This window comes from Microcoleus sp. CAWBG27 (genome assembly GCF_020883145.1).
Classification (GTDB): Bacteria; Cyanobacteriota; Cyanobacteriia; order Cyanobacteriales; family Microcoleaceae; genus Microcoleus.
Map to the genome: position 1 here is coordinate 1 of NZ_JAHREU010000094.1, position 20,467 is coordinate 20,467.

The window sequence follows — 20,467 nt, forward strand, 5'->3', positions numbered from 1 at the left end:
CAGTAGTATATTGTAGGATGATTTGTCTTGTGAAATAGTCTTTGGCGTCATGTATCCTATTTTATAACACTTTTTTTACTCTGCTTACTTTTTTCTCTCCTACCCCGAATTATTGAGCGGATACAAAAAGTGGATCTTTTAATAGAGTATCTCCCATATAAGTCTGCGGTGCTGCATCCGGATAAAAAACTGTAATGCTTCTGGCCTTACTATCCACCACCCAAACCCGCAAAACCTTAGCATCTAAATAATTTCTGGCTTTCGCAGCTAACTGACCAAAAGTTTGTTCGGGTGAAATGATTTCTATGACTAATTCCGGGACGACAGGACAGGCTTCATCTTGGTTCCAGTCTGGAGATAAGCGTTCGTAAGAAACATATAAAAGGTCTGGGACTGGAACCCAATCTTGCCCCATTCTGGTTAATTTAACCGCCCATTCTACACCGATTTCTCCCCGTTCTTCACCCCACTGTTCGAGGATTTTTATCAGGCTTCTGGTGAGGCGAGAATGAAATTTTTTCGGTGACATCTTCGGTACTGCTTGATTGTCAACAAGTTCGTAGGTAATATCTCCTTCTCCTTCGGGGAGACTGAGAAACTCTTCCAGAGTTAGTTCAGTTTTTATCTGGAACATAATATTCCTCTACTATTAAACGGCATATAATGCGACAAAAGCTTAGTATTCGTAGGTGCGTCGCCATTTTAAATCTCTAAATTATATCGACTTTTCGAGTGGCGATGCACCTTACATATAGGTTTGTTTCCACGAGTCTTGCGATCGCAGGTGCGTCGCTACTAGATTGTCGCTTTTTTTTGAGGATTGTCGATCGCGACGCACACTACAGCTAACTTTCAGGTAAGTTGTTGGGATGCGAGCCCTCTGGAGAGGCGTATCATCCAACATCAAATCCCCATCGCTAAGGCTTAGTCAGTGCGATCGCCGCCGCGAGTCCGGTAGTGTCATGATAGTAATTCTGGTTCCTTCCGAAGCCGACAGCAAAATCGATCGTATCGCCCTTAATTACCGCCAAATTGCGATCGCACCGCACACCACTATCCTCACCAAAGCCCTCAACAAAGTTGTCGAAGATAGACAGATTATTGTGGAGAATGTGGACATCGGTTGTGGTTGGCCCGACAAAATTTAGACCAGTGAATATGGAGGCGATCGAGATATTACCAGTTTCCGGCGCAGTCCAGCGCACTAAGCCATACTCACCATTAGGCCCTGGATGTAAAGCTAATTGGCCGGGTTCAAAGCGGGTTGTGGCGCCCAGTACGATCGCGCTACCAGTCGCGTTGTAATAGACACCAGGGTTGCCATCAGGAGCACAGTTACCCCACCAGGAGTCTAGCCCTTCCCGGACTCTGGGAGTGCTGCTGAGGACAAAAGGCGATCGCAAATTTAGCGCCCACCCGTAACTCCAAACACCATTGGGATTGTTAGTGCGAGAAAAATCCGCAGCAACATCCGCAGATTGCTGGGCTATTTTCATCATCAATGCTCTCAAAGTTCCATATTTCCAATCGCGATCGCGATGAGCGGGAATTGACAAAACTTGTTTGAATTTCAGATTTTTATAGATATGATGACTGTCAGTAATGCTGTGCAAAAACCAACTTGTTTGCATTGATTCATCCTGCAATGCAGCCACAACTAAATCTAACCCTGCATCTCCATATTTCAACGCTTCAGAAAGTGCGGCGATTCTGACGGAGAGTATGTGGGAAGCTAAGCGACTTTTCACGCCGGGAATTCCTCCTAAGACTGCTGCACCTATGGGAGGTTGATTTTGACCGCCTTTGACGGCATCGTATTCTCTCGGTTGATGTTCGGGGTCTGCCATGGCATTAAAATCTCTATACTGCTCATAATTGTCGCAATTCGATCGGCCTTTACGCAAAAGAGAGAAAACAGAACAACAGCACGACACGGATAGTAACGATACTAAGCTTCGCTGGCTTAAATATTTATTACTCGTATTCGTAGGGTGCGTCGCTACTAGATTGTCGCTTTTTCTTGAGGATTGTCGATCGCCACACACCATACAGCTAAGGTTGGGTTACATAAATATTGATTGACATAATACAAATGTTATGATATGTCTTGGCAAAATCTCCAGTCTTAACTGTCAAATGTACGATCGCCTCCTCATCGACACCCGCAAAAGGTTAATATTCTAATCTAACCCTCCTGCAATCATTACCTCCTATGGCAGAAACCTTATTGTTCAACGCCCTCCGCGAGGCGTTAGACGAAGAAATGGCCCGCGACTCCTCTGTATTCGTACTCGGCGAAGACGTAGGTCAATACGGTGGTTCCTATAAAGTCACCAAAGACCTCTACGACAAATATGGCGAGCTCCGAGTCCTGGATACCCCGATCGCCGAAAATAGCTTTACAGGCATGGCAGTCGGCGCAGCAATGACGGGATTGCGGCCGATCATCGAAGGCATGAACATGGGCTTTTTGCTTCTCGCTTTCAACCAAATCTCCAACAACGCCGGAATGCTGCGCTACACCTCCGGCGGCAACTTCAAAATGCCGATGGTAATTCGCGGCCCAGGTGGCGTGGGCAGACAACTCGGCGCCGAACACTCCCAGCGGTTAGAAGCATATTTCCAAGCAGTACCGGGTTTGAAAATTGTCGCCTGTTCGACTCCCTACAACGCCAAAGGACTCTTAAAATCAGCAATCCGCGATGATAACCCGGTACTGTTTTTCGAGCACGTTTTGCTTTACAACCTTAAGGAAAATTTGCCAGACACAGAATATTTAGTGCCGTTAGATAAAGCGGAAATTGTGCGATCGGGCAAAGATGTCACTATCTTGACATATTCGCGGATGCGCCACCACGTCCTGCAAGCCTTGCCGGCACTCATGAAAGAAGGTTTAGATCCCGAAATAATCGACCTAATTTCTCTCAAACCCCTCGACATGGAAACCATCGGCGAATCTATTCGCAAAACTCACAAAGTAATCATTGTAGAGGAGTGCATGAAAACCGGAGGCATCGGTGCCGAACTAATTGCTTCGATTAGCGATCGATTTTTTGACGAACTCGACGCACCAGTTTTGCGCCTCTCTTCACAAGATATTCCCACGCCTTACAACGGTAATTTGGAAAGACTGACAATTGTCCAGCCCAATCAAATAGTCGAAGCCGTCCAAAAAATGGTAGGTTTGCGAGTATAAATAGTGATTGGTTATTGGTAATTTGTTGTTTGTTATTTGTTATTTAAAGACCGAAAAAACATCGGAACGAACCAATAACCAATAACTAATAACTAATAACTAATAACCAATAACTAATAACCAATAATTAAGTATGCAAAAACAACGTTCATTATTAGCCATAATTTTTGTTTTGATCGTAGCCGCTATTACTGTGATAGCAACAATTCCGACGCGGCTGGGATTAGACTTGCAAGGAGGGTCACAACTCACAATTCAGGTAAAAACTACCAAAGATATCCCGAAAATTGACCCAGGAATGTTAGAAGCAGTGCGGCGGATTGTCGAAAACCGCGTCAACGGTTTGGGCGTTTCCGAAGCATTAGTGCAAACAGTAGGAGAAGACCAAATTCTCGTACAATTACCTGGAGTCAATGACCCGCAGCAAGCAGAACGAGTTTTGGGCGGCACTGCAAAGCTAGAATTTCGGGAACAACTGCCGGGAACAGAAGCGCAATTAGGTATTGAAAGGCAGTTGCAGCAGGAATTGCTGGCAAAGCAAACAGCATTGAGAACTAGCAAAAACAGCAAAAATGAGGCCGCAATTCAAGAAAATCAGGCTGCTTTGAAAAGAAGCAATGAAGCGATCGCCAAACTCTACAAAAGCAGCGAACTCGGTGGCGCCAACCTCAAAGATGCTCAAGCTCAACCCACTGGTGGTAACGACTGGAATGTCGCACTCAATTTCGACACCAAAGGAGGCGAACTCTTTGCCGAACTCACTAAAAACTTAGCCGGCACGGGACGGACTCTCGGCATTTTTCTAGACGACAGAATGATCAGTTCTCCTGTTGTAGGCGTTGAATTTGCCCAGACAGGAATTACTGGTGGCAACGCTGTAATTCAAGGTCGATTTACAGCACAAGAAGCTAACGATTTAGGAGTGCAATTGCGGGGTGGTGCTTTACCAGTGCCTGTCGAAATTGTAGAGAACCGCACAATCGGTGCAAGCTTGGGACGAGACAGCATTCAAAGCAGTATTAATGCAGGTATCGGCGGCTTGGTTTTAGTCTTGATTTTCATGGTGGCGTACTACCGACTGCCTGGGGTTATTGCAGATATTGCTCTGTTAATTTATGCTCTGTTAACTTGGGCCGCTTTCGTGCTGTTGGGAGTAACTTTAACGCTGCCGGGAATTGCGGGTTTTGTGCTCAGCATCGGGATGGCTGTGGATGCTAACGTGCTGATTTTTGAGCGCACGCGGGAAGAGTTGCGATCGGGGAAGACGCTTTATCGATCGGTAGAATCAGGTTTTTACCGCGCTTTTTCCAGCATTTTAGACGGCAACGTAACTACACTGATTGCTTGTGCTGCTTTGTTCTGGTTGGGGGCTGGTTTAGTCAAAGGGTTTGCTGTAACGCTGGCCTTGGGCGTCGCAGTGAGTATGTTTACTGCTCTTACTTGCAGCCGCACTCTAATGTTGGTAGTGTTGGGCTTTCCCAAATTACGCAAACCCGAGTGGTTTTGTCCCGGTTTGTCGAAAACTGCTAATAGTTAATAGCTAATCGTTAGTTATTTGTTATTTGTTATTTGTTATTTGTTAACTGCGACCAATAACCAATAACCAATAACCAGTAACCAGTAACCAGTAACCTCTTCCCTCTTCCCTCTTTCCTCTTCCCTCTTCCCTCTTCCTTCAAATTATGCAATTCAGTGTTATCAAACAGCGATCGATCTGGTGGAGTATTTCCGCCGCTATAATCCTTGCAGGTATAGTGTCGATGGCGATTTCTTGGACTCGTCCCGACATCCGCGCACCGCTGCGCCCCAGTTTAGACTTTATCGGCGGCACTCGGCTGCAATTTGAACTCGACTGCACGAAACCGGAAAATTGTAAACCCATAGATATTGCCACTGTCCGCCAAGTCCTCGACACCCAAGGTTTGGCCGGCAGCAGCATTCAAGTTATCGGCCAAGAACAGCGCGGTTTGTCCCTGCGGACTAAAACTTTGGATGTCGAACAGCGGACTAAGTTGCAAACAGCTTTGAGCGAGAAAATAGGCGCTTTTGCTCCTCAATCTATTCAAATTGATACGGTTGGCCCTACTCTCGGCAAACAGTTATTTACTTCCGGTTTGCTAGCTTTGTTCCTTTCCTTTGCTGGTATTACTATTTATCTGACGTTTCGATTTCAGTTAGATTATGCCTTTTTTGCTTTCGTTGCTTTGTTTCACGATGTCTTAATTACGCTGGGCATTTTCTCAATGTTGGGTTTGGCTATAGGAGTGGAAGTTGACAGTTTATTTGTGGTTGCGCTCTTGACAATTATCGGTTTTTCTGTTAACGATACAGTGGTAATTTACGATCGCGTGCGAGAAGTAATCAAGCTAAATCCCGGACAGTCGATCGATCAAATTGTCGATGATGCCGTCATGCAGACCCTGGGAAGGTCAATTAACACGACCATGACGACGCTGCTGACCTTGTTTTCCATCTTTTTGTTTGGTGGCGAAACTCTCAAATACTTTGCTTTAGCCTTGATTGTCGGCTTTATTGCTGGTGCGTATTCCAGTATTTTCATTGCCAGCACCCTGCTAGCTTGGTGGCGCAGTCGTACAGGCAAATCCATCGCCGTCCCCGCAGAAGGAATTAACCCCTCAGAAGAAGTTTAATCGAAGGTGTTTGTAGTGAGGACTTTAGTCCTCCAACATCTGAGGACTAAAGTCCTCACTACAAACCAATTTTATTGTGGTCGATAAACCGGATATGATATAACCAATAACCAATAACCAATAACCAATAACTAATAACCAATAATTAATGACCAATGACCCAAATTTTCAAATAGAAGTCCAAAGGCTTCACAAACTAACAGTTTACGGCCGCTGGTTAACTGTGATATTGCTGTGGATTAGCGTCGGTTCTTTGAGTATTTGGGGTTTGCGCCGCGAAATCGCTTTGTGGTTAGAGCACTTCACCTGGGCGGCGGTGCGCTACGGTTTATATTTTCACCGCTGGTCAGCTCTCGGTTTGGTTTTGTGCTTGGGGATGACTTTAGTAGTGCTCAGGCAAAGTCGCAATGTGCGAGGATTGCAAGAGCGCGAAAAACAGGGTTTGGAACAACAAGTGCGCCGCATTCGGCAACAGGGGCCGAGTCATGTTTTGTGGAAGTGGGTTTGCAAAGGTAGTCAGTAGTCAATTGTTAGTTGTTAGTTGTTATTAGTCATTAGTCATTGGTCATTAGTCATTGGTCATTAGTCATTGGTCATTAGTCATTGGTCATTAGTCAGTAGTTAACTGTCAACTGTCAACTGTCAACTGTCAACTGTCAACTGTCAACTGTCATCAGGCAAAGCGAGGTAATATATGTGCTGGGGAAAACTGTTGAAGTGGAATCTCGATCGCAAATTCAGTTCCTTTTTCCGGTTCGGAAAAGCACTTCAACTCGCCACCGTGCTGGTTGACAACAATTTCATAGCTAATTGACAATCCCAACCCCGTTCCTTTGCCCACAGGCTTGGTGGTAAAGAAAGGGTCAAACAACCGCTTCCGAACATCTTCTGTCATCCCCGGGCCGTTGTCAGAAATCTTAATTATTACCTTTTTGCCCTCGATTAACTCCGTCCGAATCAGAATCGCAGGCATCAGATGGCTAGAATGAGAAATTGAAGATTGAGTGTTTGCACGGGAATTATTTCGATCGCCTGCTTGCAAATTGTTCGGGGTTTTTCCATCGACATTGTCAGTTTTTTTCCACTCAACAAGAGCGTAAATGGCATTAACCAAAATATTCATAAATACCTGATTTAGCTGTCCGGGATAGCACTGCACCAGCGGCAAGTCGCTGTATTCTTTGTGAATTGCGATCGCCTCCTGCCCTGGTTTCCCTTTAAGCTGGCTTTGCAAAAGCATAATTGTGTTGTTGATACCGTCGTGAATGTTGACCTGCTTCATTTGGGCTTCGTCTAACCTGCAAAAATTCCGCAGCGACAAAACGATATCGCGCACCCTTTCTGCACCTTGCTGCATCGAATCAAACACTTTGGGTAAGTCTTCCAGCAAATAATCGAGTTCGATGTTTTCTGATTCCGCTTCAATTTCTGGGATAGATTCGGGACAGTGCTGCCGGTACAGAGAAAGCATCCGCATTAAACCTTCGGTATACTCTTTAGCATGGTGCAAATTGCTGTAGATAAAGCCGATGGGATTGTTGATTTCGTGAGCAACTCCTGCTACTAACTGCCCCAAAGAAGACATTTTCTCTGTTTGAATTAGTTGAGTTTGAGTGCGCTGAAGTTCCAGGAGGGCAAGTTCGAGCTGTTGGGCTTGATGTCTCAGTTGTGCTTGGGATTCCCGCATCGCCACGGTTGCTAACTCGTGAATTTGCAACTGAGAAAGCAGTAGTTGGTGAACGTCTAAAAGTTGATAGTTGTCCGGCTCTACCTGTACTACAATGGGTTCGTGGATTAGTTCGGGCGATCGCTCTAGAGACTGCCGCACTGCCTTCATAATAGAGGTTTTGCGATCGAGAACCAAGATATCAGTTTTAGTAAAGCGGTACAGGATGAACAAAGGCTGTTGAGAAAATAACTCCAAGCTGTAGGGGCGACTCATGTGTTCAAAAAAACGCCGGCGCGAAATCATCCCTGCAAACTTTCCTTTCTCAGTAATGATGATGCCGGGAAGTAAAGGATTAGATTGAAAAATTTTAGTAACTTCGCCACCCTGACACTCTGACTCCAGGAGAAAGTTGTACAGGGTTAATTCCTCTAGAGTCGATCGCAAACCGAGCGGCGATTTCAGGGGACTCACCCCATCAGTTTCATACACTGCTCCCTCCTTTGGTAATTGGCAGTTGCTGTTGGCTGCTGGAGTATTGCGTACTATTTGCACTGCTTTCTCTACTCTTTTGATAGCTTGGCAATCAACTCTATTCGACTCGCTCCAATCGAGTTAATTCAGCATGATTTTTTTCTTAAATCGTGCTGTTTTCACCCGAAACAATATAGCCGGTTAGATTAATTTAACAGTAGATACCTTTGCAACCTGACTACTTAGTAAGTTTAATCTGTCCCAAATTCTCCTAACCAGAATCTAGCACTTATCACTAGCTTGAATGTTTCATAACATGAATTTGGTTCAGATTGATAGACATCCGCGATCTGGGCGAGGACATTTGCTATTACCCCTTACCTAAAATTATATGACAATCCAGAAAAGAGTAGTGACCAATCTGGAGCCGATCGCCAGCCGTGACAATTCAACCGCAACCTGTTTCTGCTAATTGGCACAAAATGTCAATTATCAGTTTTTTCGCACAAATGCCGATCGCTCTCAACACCCGGATTGTATTGCAGGTAGTCTCCGAGCCAGCGACAGCCGACGGCGAGCAATGTGTCAAGTTCGGCACCTTCTACTTTAGCAGGATCGAGACTCCAAAGCTTCACCGACCCATCTTTCCCGGCAGATGCTAAAGTTTGGCGATCGGCACTAAAACTCACACTCCACACATCCGCTTGATGTGCCCTAAAAGTTTGCAGCAAAGTCCCGTCGCGGCGCCAAAGTCTCACCTTGCCGTCAGTGCCGCCCCCTGCAAGCAACTTGCTGTCTGCACTCCAACTGACATTACCCAAAGCTGCTGTAGAATCGAGAGTTTGGAGCAACTTGCCGTCAGTATTCCAAACTTTCACCTTCCAATCGTGACTAGCTGAAGCAATCATCTTACCGTCTGACGAGAAATTGCAGCCCCAGACTTCATCTTTGTGTCCCAAAAGAGTTTTCTCAAGTCGAAACAGTGTTTTTCCAGTGCGTTTCCAAAGTTTGACAGTTCGATCTTGACTGGTTGAAGCCAACATATTACCGTCGGGACTGAACCTAACTGATGTAACGGGTCTAGTATGTCCTTTTAAAGTATGCAGCAAAACCCCGCCTGTACTCCAAATTTTAATAGTTTTATCAGAACTTGCAGTAGCAATTAGTTGAGAATTATGGCTAAAACTTGCACTCCAAACTAAATCTTGATGTCCTTTTAAAACTTGCTGCAAAGTCCCGTCGCGGCGCCAAATCCTGACTGTTTTGTCAAAACTTGTAGAAGCAACTAACTGACTGTCAGGACTAAAAACTACCTCAGTAATTGACTCGGTGTGTCCAGGGAAACTCAAAATTAACTTACCGTTAGGCTGAAAGAAATTCACCAACAATTCGTCAGTCGCACTCACAATCAACTTGCCATCCGGGCTGAAATTAGCCGTGTGTCCCTTAAGCAAACGATTGCGTTCTCTAACTGCATTTACCGTTCGGTGCAGTATATTTAGTGTCTGTGCTTTCAGCGTTGGGGAAACTTCTATCTCTCGCATTTTTTTGCCAGCGCTGACTGCTGCGATTAAAGCTCCTAGCTGATCGTAGCTTAGGGAAATATCGGCGGTAGAATTGAGTGCTTCTATGTGGGTAATTATTGCTTGTTTTTTTTGATTTTCAGCTTTCTGGGCTACTCGCTGCACCTGCACGAGCACGCTACCAGAGATAGCAGAAATTACAGCGAGTGCAAACAAACTAAATTGGACTGTTCGCTTGGCTTTTTGCTGAGCTTTAGTCAAAACTAAATTTGCTTCGGTTAATATTTGCGAAGTTGCTTTTTCTAGTTCCAAAGCTCTTTGAACTTCCAGATTTTCTTGTTCTTGGCTAGCCGAGAGGAATTGATAATCGCGATCGCTCAAACTTTTGTCAGCCGCCCAGATTAAGGCTTCTGCAAGAGCTCTGCCTTGCAGCAAGCGGGAAGCGTCTGTGTGGTTGGAGGCTTCCCAAGCGCAGATCGACTGGGAGTAAGGCAGGAGCTTTGCTAATTCTTGCTGTATCCATTCCCGATTAAAAATAGACGCATAAATTCGGTTGTAAACTCTCAGCTTTCCTCCATCTTGGATGATTAAACCTGACAGTAAAAGTTCCATTTTTTCGGAACTGTACTTAGCTAGATCGTATTGAGATATCGACTCTTCTGCTGTATTTTCTGCGCCGTTTGGCAGAGTCATATCTGCTAAAATTTGTTGGTAAAGTCCCAGCAAACGGCCGGTGCGCTGGGGATTTCTCAGGAGGCGATCGCGAATTGTCTTGAGATGTTCGGGTTCGTCTTGAAATTCCCAGTTTTCTACGGTGCTAGACTGCACTAATTCGGCAATGAATAATTGACAGTTGCTTGGGCTATGGCAATCGCGGCTGGTTTCTGCTGCTAACTTCTGGGCAGTTAATTGACAAAGTTTTTGAGTAAGGAATGGCTGTCCTCCAGTCCAAGCTAAGATTTCTTTGAGAATTTCGTGGGAATTATCGATTTTTTCTGGCCATCCTCTGACTAAAGGTGTGGTTTCGGCAATATCGAATCCTTTGAGTTCAATGGCGCGGCCGATATTAAACGGAGTTCTGGTTTTGTCAGAGATCAAATCTTGAGGAGTAGCAACTCCAAATAAGGCAAAAGTCAGGCGGTTGTATTCTGGATTTTCGGCGCGTTTGTTGTAGCAGCCCCGCACCCAGGCAAAAAAGTCGTCGCTGGAGAAGTTCAGGGAGAGAATGCTGTCAATTTCGTCGATAAAAATTACGATATTGCGATCGCTCGCAGGAAGCAATACTTCTTCTATAAATTCATTTAATCTGACTGCTGGCGGCAAGTCTTCTCGATCGCGCCACCAAGTCTTGACATTCATTTTAATTTTAAAGCTATTGGCGAGAGTGGCTGTAAAACCCGCGTACCACTGGACGGGAGTTATTTGAGCCGTGCCAATTCCTGTGATGTCAACCATTCCGCAGGCAATATTTTCTGCTTGCAAGCGGCGCGCTGTTTGCACTCGCAGACTCGATTTTCCCATTTGTCGGGAGGTGAGCACGTAGCAAAAATCACCTGCTTTTAACGAGTCGTAAAGTTCGCTATCTGCTGCTCTGGTGACGTAGGTAAGAGCATTCGCCTGCAAACTGCCACCAACTTGATATGCAAATTCTGTCGCTGCCAAATCGGACACGGGAAATAAAGGGGAAGCAGAAGGAAGAAATTCTATTTTAGCCGACTTTGCGCCAAGCTCAACTTCAATTTGAGATAATTGGTTTGGTTTCGATAATATTTCGATCATAATTACTTCTGCTCCCCCTTTATTTTAAGCAATTCTCATTAGAAACTCTAAGATGTTCATGGGAGGAACCTCGGGAGGCCGGGTTTTGTGGGGCGAGGGCAATGATTTGAATAAAAATGATAGTGGAGAAAAGTAAGGGAGGGTTTCCATGTGCAGTTGGCCGAACGAGATGTGTTAAATCTATACACGGCGGGGCGATCGCACTTTCAGTACAATGTCAGTATTTCAACCTCTACATCCGCTGAGTCTGAATATCTAAGGTGTGAAAGTAGCTCTAATCCTGTGGCTGTCTCGATCTGAGGTTTTTCACGGGTGTGGCGGTGGGAGGCTCTGAGGTAGACAGTTAGCGTATTGGCACAAGGGGAGAGAGTTTCAGTCTTAGACGCATGGGGGGCGAGAAACCGGGTTTCTACGATTTTTTCGTTGAGTTACCAGAAATCTTCGCAGAAACCCGGTTTCTGAGGTTATACATGGGGGGCGAGAAACCCGGTTTCTGGGATTTTTTTCGTTGAGTTACCAGAAATCTTCGCAGAAACCCGGTTTCTGAGGCGATCGACGTACCTTTACCGTAAATGCCTTAATATCACCCAAAAGTATGATTGATGAACAAAAAGTTGCGTGTTATATTTCTAAATAATTCTATAGAAAAATACTTTTACCGAAAAGGAGAACAAAAAATGGACACACCTACAGATCGCATACAAGAACCAGTCGGGGGAAGAGAACTCGAATCAATACCTGTATCGGGAAAAGTTTCTGCCGAAAAAGTTACTGAAGTTAAATTTGACGCTACTCCTCTAGAAACCCCTGCTTATACTAATGACAAAGTTAGCGTCGAGGAGTTGAAGATTAACGGCGACGATTTGGTTGCTAAAGTTAAAGAGCTGATTCACGAAGGGAGTATCCGTCGCCTGATTATCAAAAATGAAGAGGGACGGATATTAGTAGAAGTTCCTCTGACGGTGGGAGTAGTCGGCGGAGTCATCAGCGCGACTTTGTTTCCAGTGATTGCAGCAGTAGGAGCGATCGGTGCATTAGTCGCTCACATGACGATTATAATTGAAAGAAAAGAATAACAATAACTCAGTCGCGATTACTGCTAATGTCCGGTTAATTTCGCGCGCTCAAGCTTGTTTTTTGTGAGGACTTTAGTCCTCTTTTTGTGAATCAGGACTTACGCAAAAAGTGTTTTTACGGTCGAATTATAGCGGTAATGTTCACGAGGTGCAGAGCGCACCTTACCAAAATTATGTTGTGCGTAAGTCCTGATTTTGCCAACATATTCTAAGAAACTTTTTGGTGAGCTAACTTAACTGTTCCTAAAGCTGTCTTCCTGCTGTCAAAGAGTTTCATAACCCCGGAGGAGATGGTATCGATGACATCGGGAGAGCAGTAAGACAGAAACTCTTCCGATGAAATGTGACCTGCAAAAAACTCTTGAGCTTTCTTCAAAAAGTTTTCGGTTTCAGCAAAGCCGATAGATTTGATAATAAACGTAGCCACGGGGGAGTTTTTAATATCATAGGGAGATTCTTGATTGCGTCCTATTGCTAACAAATCTAAAACCTCTTTTTCTAACTGACTTTCTAAGGGGTAAGCGATTTGTCTGTTGGGCAAGTAATCTTCCAAAACCGATGTTTTAAATCCTGGTGCGCGCAATTCTCCCATCATTGTCGAAAGCGGAATGTCGCGCCCCAAACGGTAGGAAAGAGCTTCTAAAATTGCGATGGTAATTAGTTTGATACCCAGATAAAGTTTGGCGACTGCGATATTTTTTCTAGTTTGGGCAATCATGTGAGCGTAGGTTTCATTGTCCGGTTCTTGCATAAATTGCTGAAAAACCAGTTCGGGTTTGAGGAAGTTTAAAAATCCTTCCATCTTTTGTAGAGATTTGCGATATCCGCCCACGGTATAGGAATTGACATTGCTCAATTCGTGGTTGGTTTCTGGCATCAAGTTCCAGGTATTGTCTAAGAAATTAGAGGAATTTGGAGAGGCAAAATTTTCTACATCCCGATTGGCTAACCTGACCGAACGCTTGACAATTTCTGCTGTTTCGGCATCAGTCCATCCGAAATTCAAATCGCGATTTACACTTACCAAGCGCTGGTGCAAAAGTTCGATCGCACTCAAACCGCTGGCCGAAATCGGACGAAAAGGAATCGTAGCTTCGATGCAAGCGGCAATTTCGGCGATCGTACTTGCTGGCAAAAAAGGCTCCAAAGATTTGGCAGCTATCACGGCACTCAAGAATTCGTTCTGGCCGGCAAACGGAGAGAGAATCTTGCCTGGAACAAACCCAAAGACAGAGGCCACCAGGTGATACATGGCATCGTCGGGTAGTTCGGTTCGATCTCTAATCACTAACTGCGATCGCACTTCTTGGACAAAAGGACAAAGGGCGCTGCTGATATTGAAACTTACACCCTGATCGACTTGCACGTACACGAGGTCGTGAAACAGCGCAGCCAGTACCTCGATCGGATCGACTGACCCCCCGACCTCAAAAATGTGTTCCGACGTGTGAAAGTAGCGCCAAGGCCCCCTCATCGTTTGAATGATGAGCTCTGCTATCTGCTCCAGCTTCGGAATGTCTACTCGACCTCCCAATTGCTCGATCGACGCTACCAAAGCGTCCAGACACCGTTTTTGTTCTCCGAAAAGCTCCATTTAGGCACCTCCACTACATTCCCTGATTGTCTTGGGCTTGATTGAATGGTATCAAAACGCGCTGCGATCGTGCCATCGCTCCTGACTCAAAACTGGTTTTTGTCAGAAGTCAGATCGGGGGGTAAAAGCCAGAGGGGAAGAGAGGGAGAGAGGGAGAGAGCGCCAGAAGAGAATTAAAAATTCAAAATTTGCCGCGATTCTGGGAAGTAGGAGGTTCTGTATCATCAATAACATTAGATTTAAGCGGATACCATTTGAGATTTTAGATTTTGGATTGAAAAATTGCAGGATTGAAAAATTGAAAAATTGAAAAAATGAAGGATTGGGAATGACTTATGACTATCGGGGTTTGGATCGTCGGCAAACCAAAAGCAGTTGCATTTTTTTTAAACAATAGTGAGTTTACAACCGCCAGAGCGCTAAATCTCAAAAAAACGCGGTTTTTCTCAATCTGGGTCGATCGACTTCTAGGGAAGCAGAAACCTGGTTGTAGCCCGCACGCGCCAGCCCGGAGCGATGTTCAGCTTTTAGACAGAGGTAAACACCCGTGCGATCGCTGCAAGATTAACTAGGAACTGAGCAATTTGGGAGACTAGGTGGCGTGAAATTCGTGTCCGACCCGCGAATAACAGTCAAAATCCGCAAAATGAACGAGCGGGTGCGGTGGGAAGAAAAGTCGATCGCTGATCGGGGAATTGACCAAACTAAGATGGTTTTGGACGATGGAGTTCCAGACTCTCCAGAGTTTTCATTTTTAGTCGCAGGCGACAGCGGCACGGGCAACCACCGCGGCCACAACCCGCAGCGGCAGGTTGCCGAGTTGATGCTCTCGGAACGACAAAGTTGCCGTTTTGCTCTGCATACGGGCGATGTAGTTTATCTCGTGGGTTCCAGCGAATATTACTTGCAAAACTTTATTCGCCCCTACCGAGAGTTTATCGTCGGTGGCGAGCACCCATCTCGGATTGCTTACGATCGCATGGTGTTCAACTTTCCGTTTTTGCCCGTACCGGGAAACCACGACTACTACGACTTGCCCATATTCTACGGAATTCTCTCGGCGACAGCTTTGCCGCTGCGGAGGCTGTTGGGTTCCAAGTTGGATCTTGATGTCGGCTGGCACGGTTCGGAGATCGGAAATGCCTACGCCAAAGCTTTTCTCGACTACCTGAAAGCTCACAAATTGCCGGGAGAGCTCGATCGGCACCTAGACGCCCACTACACCGCCAGCACCAGCACAGGCCGCTGCATCCGCTACCAACCCGGACGCTTTACCCGCTTACCCAACCGCTATTACACGTTTCGCAGCGGGGGTATCGACTTCTTCGCCCTCGACTCCAATACCTTCAACGAACCCTTACCGATCCCGAAAACCAAACAGGGCGACATTCACCGCCAAAATTTGGAACTCGATCGGCAAAAGTTGGAACAAGAAAAATTGGAAATGCTCGAAATGTCCGATCGGCTCAACCCGGAAATTCCCGAAGCAGCCGAACAGCTAGACGACTTGCGCGCCAAATTAGAGCAAGTTGACGAAATGCTGATGGATATCGACAAACAACTGTCGCCCGACAGAACAGCCTCCACAGACGTTGAACAACTCGAATGGCTCAAAAGGCGATTGATTGAGTCTTGGGGCGATTCTCAGGTGCGGGGGCGGGTAATGTACTTGCACCATCCCCCCTACGTCACCGAGGCGACAAAGTGGAATCAAGCTCAAACTTTGGCAGTGCGGTTGCGATTGCGGGAGGTTCTCGATGCGGTGGCCGATGCAGTTGGGAAAGCAGCGCGGGGGCGTCCCCTAGTAGATTTGGTACTCACAGGCCACGCCCACTGTTTGGAATACCTGCGGACTGGGGATACCGGACACGGCGACTCTGGGATTAATTGGATTGTCTGCGGGGGAAGCGGCCACAGCCTGCGGCGTCAGCGTGTCGAAGGGCCGATATTGCAGGAAGCATCGAGCCCGGAAGCTTATGGGTTGGCGCGCGAGGCTGGTGCTGAAACAGCCAGCCGGCGGGTAGCGGAATCTTTGCTATTTATCGGGCGCAGCGGTGAAGGTTCCCACAAACGCCGTCCTTATTCGTGTTTGCGGATTGATGTTCTTGACGGGACTCCCCCCAAGTTCAGAGTTCGGCCTTTGGTTGTCGAACGATTTGAAGGGAAATGGCAGGAAATCGCGATCGAACCTTTTGTGATTTAACTGTCGTTTCTAGGTTTGATCGTTCGGACTTCAGTCCTCAGAAAAAGAAGGACTAAAGTCCGAACGATCGAACCTATTTGGTTTTAGGTTTGTAGTGGGGACTTTAGTCCTCAGGAAAATAAGGACTGAAGTCCGAACGATCGAACCTGTTTCAGTCTACCAGATATCATATACCCCTTACCCATTACCAACTATGAAACGTTCAGCCTGCCTAATCTTTAATCCCGTCGCCGGCAACAGCGACCCCGACCAAGACTTAGCTAGAATTAAGGAACTTTTAGAGCCGTTTATTGACTTAGACATTCGACTGACAACGCCAGAATTAGATGCTGATCAACTCGCCCGCGAAGCAGTTGCTAGAGGAGTTGAAGAAATTATTGCTTCCGGGGGCGACGGCACATTATCAGCGGTAGCCGGGGCGATAGTGGGCACAAATATTCCTTTAGGAATTATATCGCGGGGAACTGCGAATGCTTTTGCTAATGCTTTAGACCTTCCCAATACAATTGACACAGCCTGCGAAACTATTTTGGGAGGGTTGACGCGGGTGGTGGATGCGGGGATGTGTAACGGTAAAATGCCGATGGTTTTGTTAGCTGGAGTGGGTTTTGAGGCGGAAACTGTCGAATTAGCCGATCGCGAAATGAAGAATCGCTGGGGAATGCTGGCCTACATTCTCTCGGGAATCAAACAGTTAAACAATTTAGAAAGATTTGAAGCCGAAATCGAAACCGAAGATAAAATCATCACCGTTACTGCGGTGGCCGTGACAGTGGCGAATGCAGCGCCGCCTACTTCCATTTTAGCTCAAGGCCCCGCCGGGATTATTTTTGATGACGGCTTGCTGGACGTGACGCTGGTGGCGCCTCAAAATAAAGCAGGGGCGATCGCAGCTTCTTACCACCTCTTGCAAACAGCGTTGAGCGGCAATCCTACCGATCGCGACGACATCGGTTATTTGCGCGCAAAAAAAGTAAAAATCAGTGCCGATCCGCCTCAAAAAGTGGTTGTAGATGGAGAAATTGTCGGCATGACTCCGCTTTCAATTGAGTGTATTCCCGGAGGTTTAACTATTTTCATACCGCCAGTTGAAGAAGATGTACCCGTGGAAAAACTGACAGGTTTAGCTGACATTGAAGTGACAATGAAACCCTTAGGTTAAACATTTAGGTACGTAGTTGCGCTTTAGCGCTAGGTACGTTGTTGCGCTTTAGCGCTCTCTGGAGGTACGTAGTTGCGCTTTAGCGCTCTCTGGAGGTACGTAGTTGCGCTTGGGCGCTCTCTGGAGGTACGTAGTTGCGCTTGGGCGCTCTCTGGAGGTACGTAGTTGCGCTTGGGCGCTCTCTGGAGGTACGTAGTTGCGCTTGGGCGCTCTCTGGAGGTACGTAGTTGCGCTTGGGCGCTCTCTGGAGGTACGTAGTTGCGCTTCAGCGCTCTCTTAATTAGATATGAAAAAGCAGTATTCTGGAGGTATGTAGTTGCGATGAAAGTGCTCTCTTAATTAGATATGAAAGAGCGCTGAAGCGCAACTACGTACCTTAAGACCGCGCGGGCGGTCTTTTCTTTTTATGCCTCTAAGATTTGGCGAATCCGGCGCTCCAAACGTTCGAGATCGAGGCCGCCTTCATCGCGACTGATGCGGCGCACGGTGACGTTAACATTGTTCAAATCTGCCAGCAAATCTTGGAGGATTTCTTGTTGCTGGCGGGCTTGAGTTATTTCGCGCGGTTCCTGCACCAAATCGCGAACAATTGTATCTTCGGCGCGCGAAGCAACGATCGGGTCTGCTTCGCCGTCTACGTGCACGAAAGTACGCCGTCCCGGGCCCCGTTCTTCTTCAATTGGGATTACTGCTGTTACTCGATCGGAGCGTACATATTTGCCAAATCCCAGGTGGACTAAGACAGAAAATTGTATTTTCATAGATAGGAAAATTTATTTGTTAGTTATCTATATTTTAACTTTTAAATCGATGAAACGACAACTAATATCAAAGCTTTTTGTACTACAATATATGTCGGCTGTTCCTCTGTTTTGGAGTTGTCAAATCGAGAAAAAAATGCTAAGTCAATTAACTGGATATAACTTGCCAACGGTTGGTCAGAAACCGGGTTTTTCACGAAAAGACGCGTTGCAGCCCACAGATTCGGTAAAAACCCGGTTTCTTTGGTTGAAGCGCGTAAATCCTGTTAACATAAAAATAGAGCAATGTGCGATCGCCCGCAAAGCATTTCAGGGAAACAGCCTACCGATTCTAGATTTGAGCGTTAATCCCACGGAAAAACAGGAAAGCCTAAATGATCCCAATTAGTCTCGACTTAGTTATCAGCCTCCTGACAGCCATTCCCTTCGGCACCATCAAAGACAAGTTTCAGCGCAACGAAACAGTCATCAAATTATTAAAAAGATTTAACCTCGACCCGGATTCTCCGCCCGCAGATTTTAGCGGAGTTTACGTTTATACTTTAGTAGAATACGGCGCTGGCAAACCCAAACAAATTCTAGAACTATTTCGCCAAAAAGAGATTGAATCAGCTTTTCGCAAAGCCTTCGAGTCCGATAGCCCAGCCATTTTAATTCAAGCAGGCGATGAGTTTCTCAACGAAAGTGCTTTGGGCCAGGAACTCCGGGATTTAGGGATTGACCCCAGGCGGGAATTCATGGCTTTTGCGGCCGTGTTTATGGAAGTAGCCAAGCGGACGCGGACACTGGGTGATGTGATGACGGGAAATGCGATCGCCTCTTTGCAAAAACGCCTATCTCTGGTAATGGATCGCATCGAACGCCTTCCCACCCTCGAAGGAATTCGCACCGAATTTGCGCGGTTGGAATCCGAAGATGTTCCCGCACTTCCGGCGGCAGCATCAAGCAATATTCAAAAGTCTCAAGCTTTTATTTTATCACAACAAGTACGCGGTTGGTTTGAAACATTAAATTATCAGTTTGAAACCTATCAAATCTGCGAAGATAACTATTTTGAATGGATTATCGATGTTCCGGTGAGACGCAAAAAGTACGATCGCATTTTAGTCCGCGGAATTGCCGGAGAAGCCGGAGTCAAGGACATTTTAGCCTTGCGCGAGTCGGTGGAAAAGCAGCGCACCGATGAAGGCTGGTTAGTCACCGCCCGCCGCATCAGTCGCGCCGCGCGGGATGAAGTAGAAAAAGCTGAAAATCGCGATCTAGCTTGCTATACCTTCGATGAATTGCTGGATCAAGATGCTGATTTTACCGCTTATCTGGATTGGCTGGAAACTGAAATCACCAGCCGCGGAATTGATAGGAAATACGTGCCACTAGCTTGTACGAAAGAAGAATTTGACCCCGATACTCAGCGCAAAATAGGCGTGAGTCATTATGACGGGCGAGATGGCTGGATCGAAGGTTACATCGATTTGTGGTTGAATGACCCAGTAAAAGAACATATTTCAGTTTTAGGAGAATTTGGGACGGGGAAAACTTGGTTTGCGATGCACTATGCTTGGATGGCGCTGCAAAGCTACAAAGAAGCTCAAAAGCGCGGTTTGGAACGCCCGCGTTTGCCGTTAGTAATTCCGTTGCGAGATTACGCCAAAGCCGTAAGTGTCGAATCGCTATTCTCCGAGTTTTTCTTTCGGAAACACGAGATCCCGTTAGCGGGTTATTCGGCTTTTGAACAACTGAATCGGATGGGCAAGTTTCTGTTGATTTTCGACGGTTTTGATGAAATGGCCGCTAAGTGCGATCGGCAAGAAACCATCAATAACTTCTGGGAACTAGCAAAAGCCGTGGTTCCCGGTGCAAAAGTCATCCTGACTTGCCGTACCGAACACTTTCCTGAAGGCAAGGAAGGACGGGCATTGTTCAATGCAGAACTGCAAGCATCAACAACTATTTTAACAGGCGAAACTCCCCAATTTGAAGTAGTAGAATTAGAGAAATTTAACGACGAGCAAATTCGGCAAACGTTGTCATTCCAAACAGAAGCGACTACTGTCGAAAAAGTGATGGGAAACCCGCAACTACTGGATTTAGCGCGTCGCCCGGTGATGACCGAGTTAATTTTGGAAGCATTGCCCGATATTGAAGCTGGTAAACCAGTGGATATGTCGCGGATTTATCTATATGCGGTGCGGCGGAAGATAGAGAGAGATATCAAAGCAGAACGCACTTTTACTTCGTTAGCAGATAAGCTTTACTTGTATCGGCTCAATAAGTAGGGGTAGCAGTTAATCTGGCTGCCAAGACAATCCCAAGGGATAAAGAGCAGATTTGGAGCGAATAATAGTGGACAGAGAGGGAATAACTCCAAGTTGAGAAATTCGG

The 20,467-nt window shown here is 46.2% G+C and carries 15 protein-coding genes; 9 read left to right on the top strand and 6 right to left on the bottom strand.

What is annotated here, in order from left to right; translation table 11 throughout:
• Positions 1 to 109 precede the first annotated feature (109 nt).
• The gene (locus QZ938_RS30325) at positions 110 to 634 is read right to left on the bottom strand and encodes a Uma2 family endonuclease (protein WP_293355737.1); all 525 of its coding nucleotides are present in this window, start codon (positions 632 to 634) and stop codon (positions 110 to 112) included.
• Positions 635 to 917: 283 nt separating this feature from the next.
• Entirely contained in the window at positions 918 to 1,847 is a 930-nt protein-coding gene (locus tag QZ938_RS30330) for a type II toxin-antitoxin system HicA family toxin (protein ID WP_293355734.1), read from the bottom strand.
• A 365-nt stretch (positions 1,848 to 2,212) separates the two neighbouring features.
• Here QZ938_RS30330 and QZ938_RS30335 point away from each other — a divergent pair, with 365 nt between their 5' ends.
• The 4 genes from QZ938_RS30335 to QZ938_RS30350 all read left to right on the top strand — a co-directional run bounded on the left by QZ938_RS30335 (position 2,213) and on the right by QZ938_RS30350 (position 6,370).
• Positions 2,213 to 3,196 (top strand): alpha-ketoacid dehydrogenase subunit beta, encoded by a 984-nt coding sequence (locus QZ938_RS30335; RefSeq protein WP_293147168.1) that lies wholly within the window; start codon positions 2,213 to 2,215, stop codon positions 3,194 to 3,196.
• Positions 3,197 to 3,329: 133 nt separating this feature from the next.
• Complete coding sequence (gene secD, locus QZ938_RS30340) at positions 3,330 to 4,733, top strand: protein translocase subunit SecD (protein ID WP_293355731.1); 1,404 nt, start codon at positions 3,330 to 3,332, stop codon at positions 4,731 to 4,733.
• Positions 4,734 to 4,878: 145 nt separating this feature from the next.
• Positions 4,879 to 5,847 carry a protein translocase subunit SecF gene (secF, locus tag QZ938_RS30345; protein ID WP_293332322.1) on the top strand — a complete coding sequence of 323 codons (969 nt, stop codon included), beginning with the start codon at positions 4,879 to 4,881 and terminating at the stop codon, positions 5,845 to 5,847.
• 148 nt (positions 5,848 to 5,995) lie between these two features.
• Positions 5,996 to 6,370, top strand: a complete 375-nt coding sequence (locus QZ938_RS30350; RefSeq protein WP_293147162.1) for a hypothetical protein — start codon at positions 5,996 to 5,998, stop codon at positions 6,368 to 6,370.
• A 150-nt stretch (positions 6,371 to 6,520) separates the two neighbouring features.
• Here the strand turns inward: QZ938_RS30350 and QZ938_RS30355 are convergent, their stop codons facing one another.
• Both QZ938_RS30355 and QZ938_RS30360 read right to left on the bottom strand, forming a co-directional pair.
• Positions 6,521 to 8,068: an ATP-binding protein gene (locus QZ938_RS30355; RefSeq protein WP_293355728.1), complete on the bottom strand. Its 1,548-nt coding sequence runs from the start codon at positions 8,066 to 8,068 to the stop codon at positions 6,521 to 6,523.
• Positions 8,069 to 8,472: 404 nt separating this feature from the next.
• Positions 8,473 to 11,289, bottom strand: a complete 2,817-nt coding sequence (locus QZ938_RS30360) for an AAA-like domain-containing protein (RefSeq protein WP_293355725.1) — start codon at positions 11,287 to 11,289, stop codon at positions 8,473 to 8,475.
• A gap of 677 nt (positions 11,290 to 11,966) precedes the next feature.
• Between QZ938_RS30360 and QZ938_RS30365 the strand changes: the two genes are divergently transcribed.
• Positions 11,967 to 12,365, top strand: coding sequence for a DUF4342 domain-containing protein (locus tag QZ938_RS30365; protein ID WP_293147156.1), 399 nt, complete (start codon positions 11,967 to 11,969; stop codon positions 12,363 to 12,365).
• A gap of 208 nt (positions 12,366 to 12,573) precedes the next feature.
• On the opposite strand, the gene QZ938_RS30370 is transcribed toward QZ938_RS30365, so the two are convergent.
• Complete coding sequence (locus tag QZ938_RS30370) at positions 12,574 to 13,959, bottom strand: hypothetical protein (RefSeq protein WP_293355722.1); 1,386 nt, start codon at positions 13,957 to 13,959, stop codon at positions 12,574 to 12,576.
• Positions 13,960 to 14,605: 646 nt separating this feature from the next.
• Between QZ938_RS30370 and QZ938_RS30375 the strand changes: the two genes are divergently transcribed.
• Positions 14,606 to 16,162, top strand: coding sequence for a metallophosphoesterase (locus QZ938_RS30375; protein ID WP_363318919.1), 1,557 nt, complete (start codon positions 14,606 to 14,608; stop codon positions 16,160 to 16,162).
• A 193-nt stretch (positions 16,163 to 16,355) separates the two neighbouring features.
• Complete coding sequence (locus QZ938_RS30380) at positions 16,356 to 17,324, top strand: YegS/Rv2252/BmrU family lipid kinase (protein WP_293355716.1); 969 nt, start codon at positions 16,356 to 16,358, stop codon at positions 17,322 to 17,324.
• A gap of 404 nt (positions 17,325 to 17,728) precedes the next feature.
• Here QZ938_RS30380 and QZ938_RS30385 read toward each other — a convergent pair whose 3' ends face one another.
• Positions 17,729 to 18,085, bottom strand: coding sequence for a hypothetical protein (locus QZ938_RS30385; RefSeq protein WP_293355713.1), 357 nt, complete (start codon positions 18,083 to 18,085; stop codon positions 17,729 to 17,731).
• A 136-nt stretch (positions 18,086 to 18,221) separates the two neighbouring features.
• Here QZ938_RS30385 and QZ938_RS30390 point away from each other — a divergent pair, with 136 nt between their 5' ends.
• Complete coding sequence (locus QZ938_RS30390) at positions 18,222 to 18,473, top strand: hypothetical protein (protein WP_293355710.1); 252 nt, start codon at positions 18,222 to 18,224, stop codon at positions 18,471 to 18,473.
• Entirely contained in the window at positions 18,460 to 20,361 is a 1,902-nt protein-coding gene (locus QZ938_RS30395) for an NACHT domain-containing NTPase (RefSeq protein WP_293355707.1), read from the top strand. The genes QZ938_RS30390 and QZ938_RS30395 overlap by 14 nt, the downstream gene beginning before the upstream one ends.
• The last annotated feature ends 106 nt before the right edge of the window (positions 20,362 to 20,467 follow it).

Bases quoted from the DNA above. Each gene is read 5' to 3' on its own strand.
- QZ938_RS30325 (WP_293355737.1), bottom strand. From the start codon at position 634: ATGTTCCAGATAAAAACTGAACTAACTCTGGAAGAGTTTCTCAGTCTC.
- QZ938_RS30330 (WP_293355734.1), bottom strand. From the start codon at position 1,847: ATGGCAGACCCCGAACATCAACCGAGAGAATACGATGCCGTCAAAGGC.
- QZ938_RS30335 (WP_293147168.1), top strand. From the start codon at position 2,213: ATGGCAGAAACCTTATTGTTCAACGCCCTCCGCGAGGCGTTAGACGAA.
- secD (WP_293355731.1), top strand. From the start codon at position 3,330: ATGCAAAAACAACGTTCATTATTAGCCATAATTTTTGTTTTGATCGTA.
- secF (WP_293332322.1), top strand. From the start codon at position 4,879: ATGCAATTCAGTGTTATCAAACAGCGATCGATCTGGTGGAGTATTTCC.
- QZ938_RS30350 (WP_293147162.1), top strand. From the start codon at position 5,996: ATGACCAATGACCCAAATTTTCAAATAGAAGTCCAAAGGCTTCACAAA.
- QZ938_RS30360 (WP_293355725.1), bottom strand. From the start codon at position 11,289: ATGATCGAAATATTATCGAAACCAAACCAATTATCTCAAATTGAAGTT.
- QZ938_RS30365 (WP_293147156.1), top strand. From the start codon at position 11,967: ATGGACACACCTACAGATCGCATACAAGAACCAGTCGGGGGAAGAGAA.
- QZ938_RS30370 (WP_293355722.1), bottom strand. From the start codon at position 13,959: ATGGAGCTTTTCGGAGAACAAAAACGGTGTCTGGACGCTTTGGTAGCG.
- QZ938_RS30375 (WP_363318919.1), top strand. From the start codon at position 14,606: ATGAACGAGCGGGTGCGGTGGGAAGAAAAGTCGATCGCTGATCGGGGA.
- QZ938_RS30380 (WP_293355716.1), top strand. From the start codon at position 16,356: ATGAAACGTTCAGCCTGCCTAATCTTTAATCCCGTCGCCGGCAACAGC.
- QZ938_RS30385 (WP_293355713.1), bottom strand. From the start codon at position 18,085: ATGAAAATACAATTTTCTGTCTTAGTCCACCTGGGATTTGGCAAATAT.
- QZ938_RS30390 (WP_293355710.1), top strand. From the start codon at position 18,222: ATGCTAAGTCAATTAACTGGATATAACTTGCCAACGGTTGGTCAGAAA.
- QZ938_RS30395 (WP_293355707.1), top strand. From the start codon at position 18,460: ATGATCCCAATTAGTCTCGACTTAGTTATCAGCCTCCTGACAGCCATT.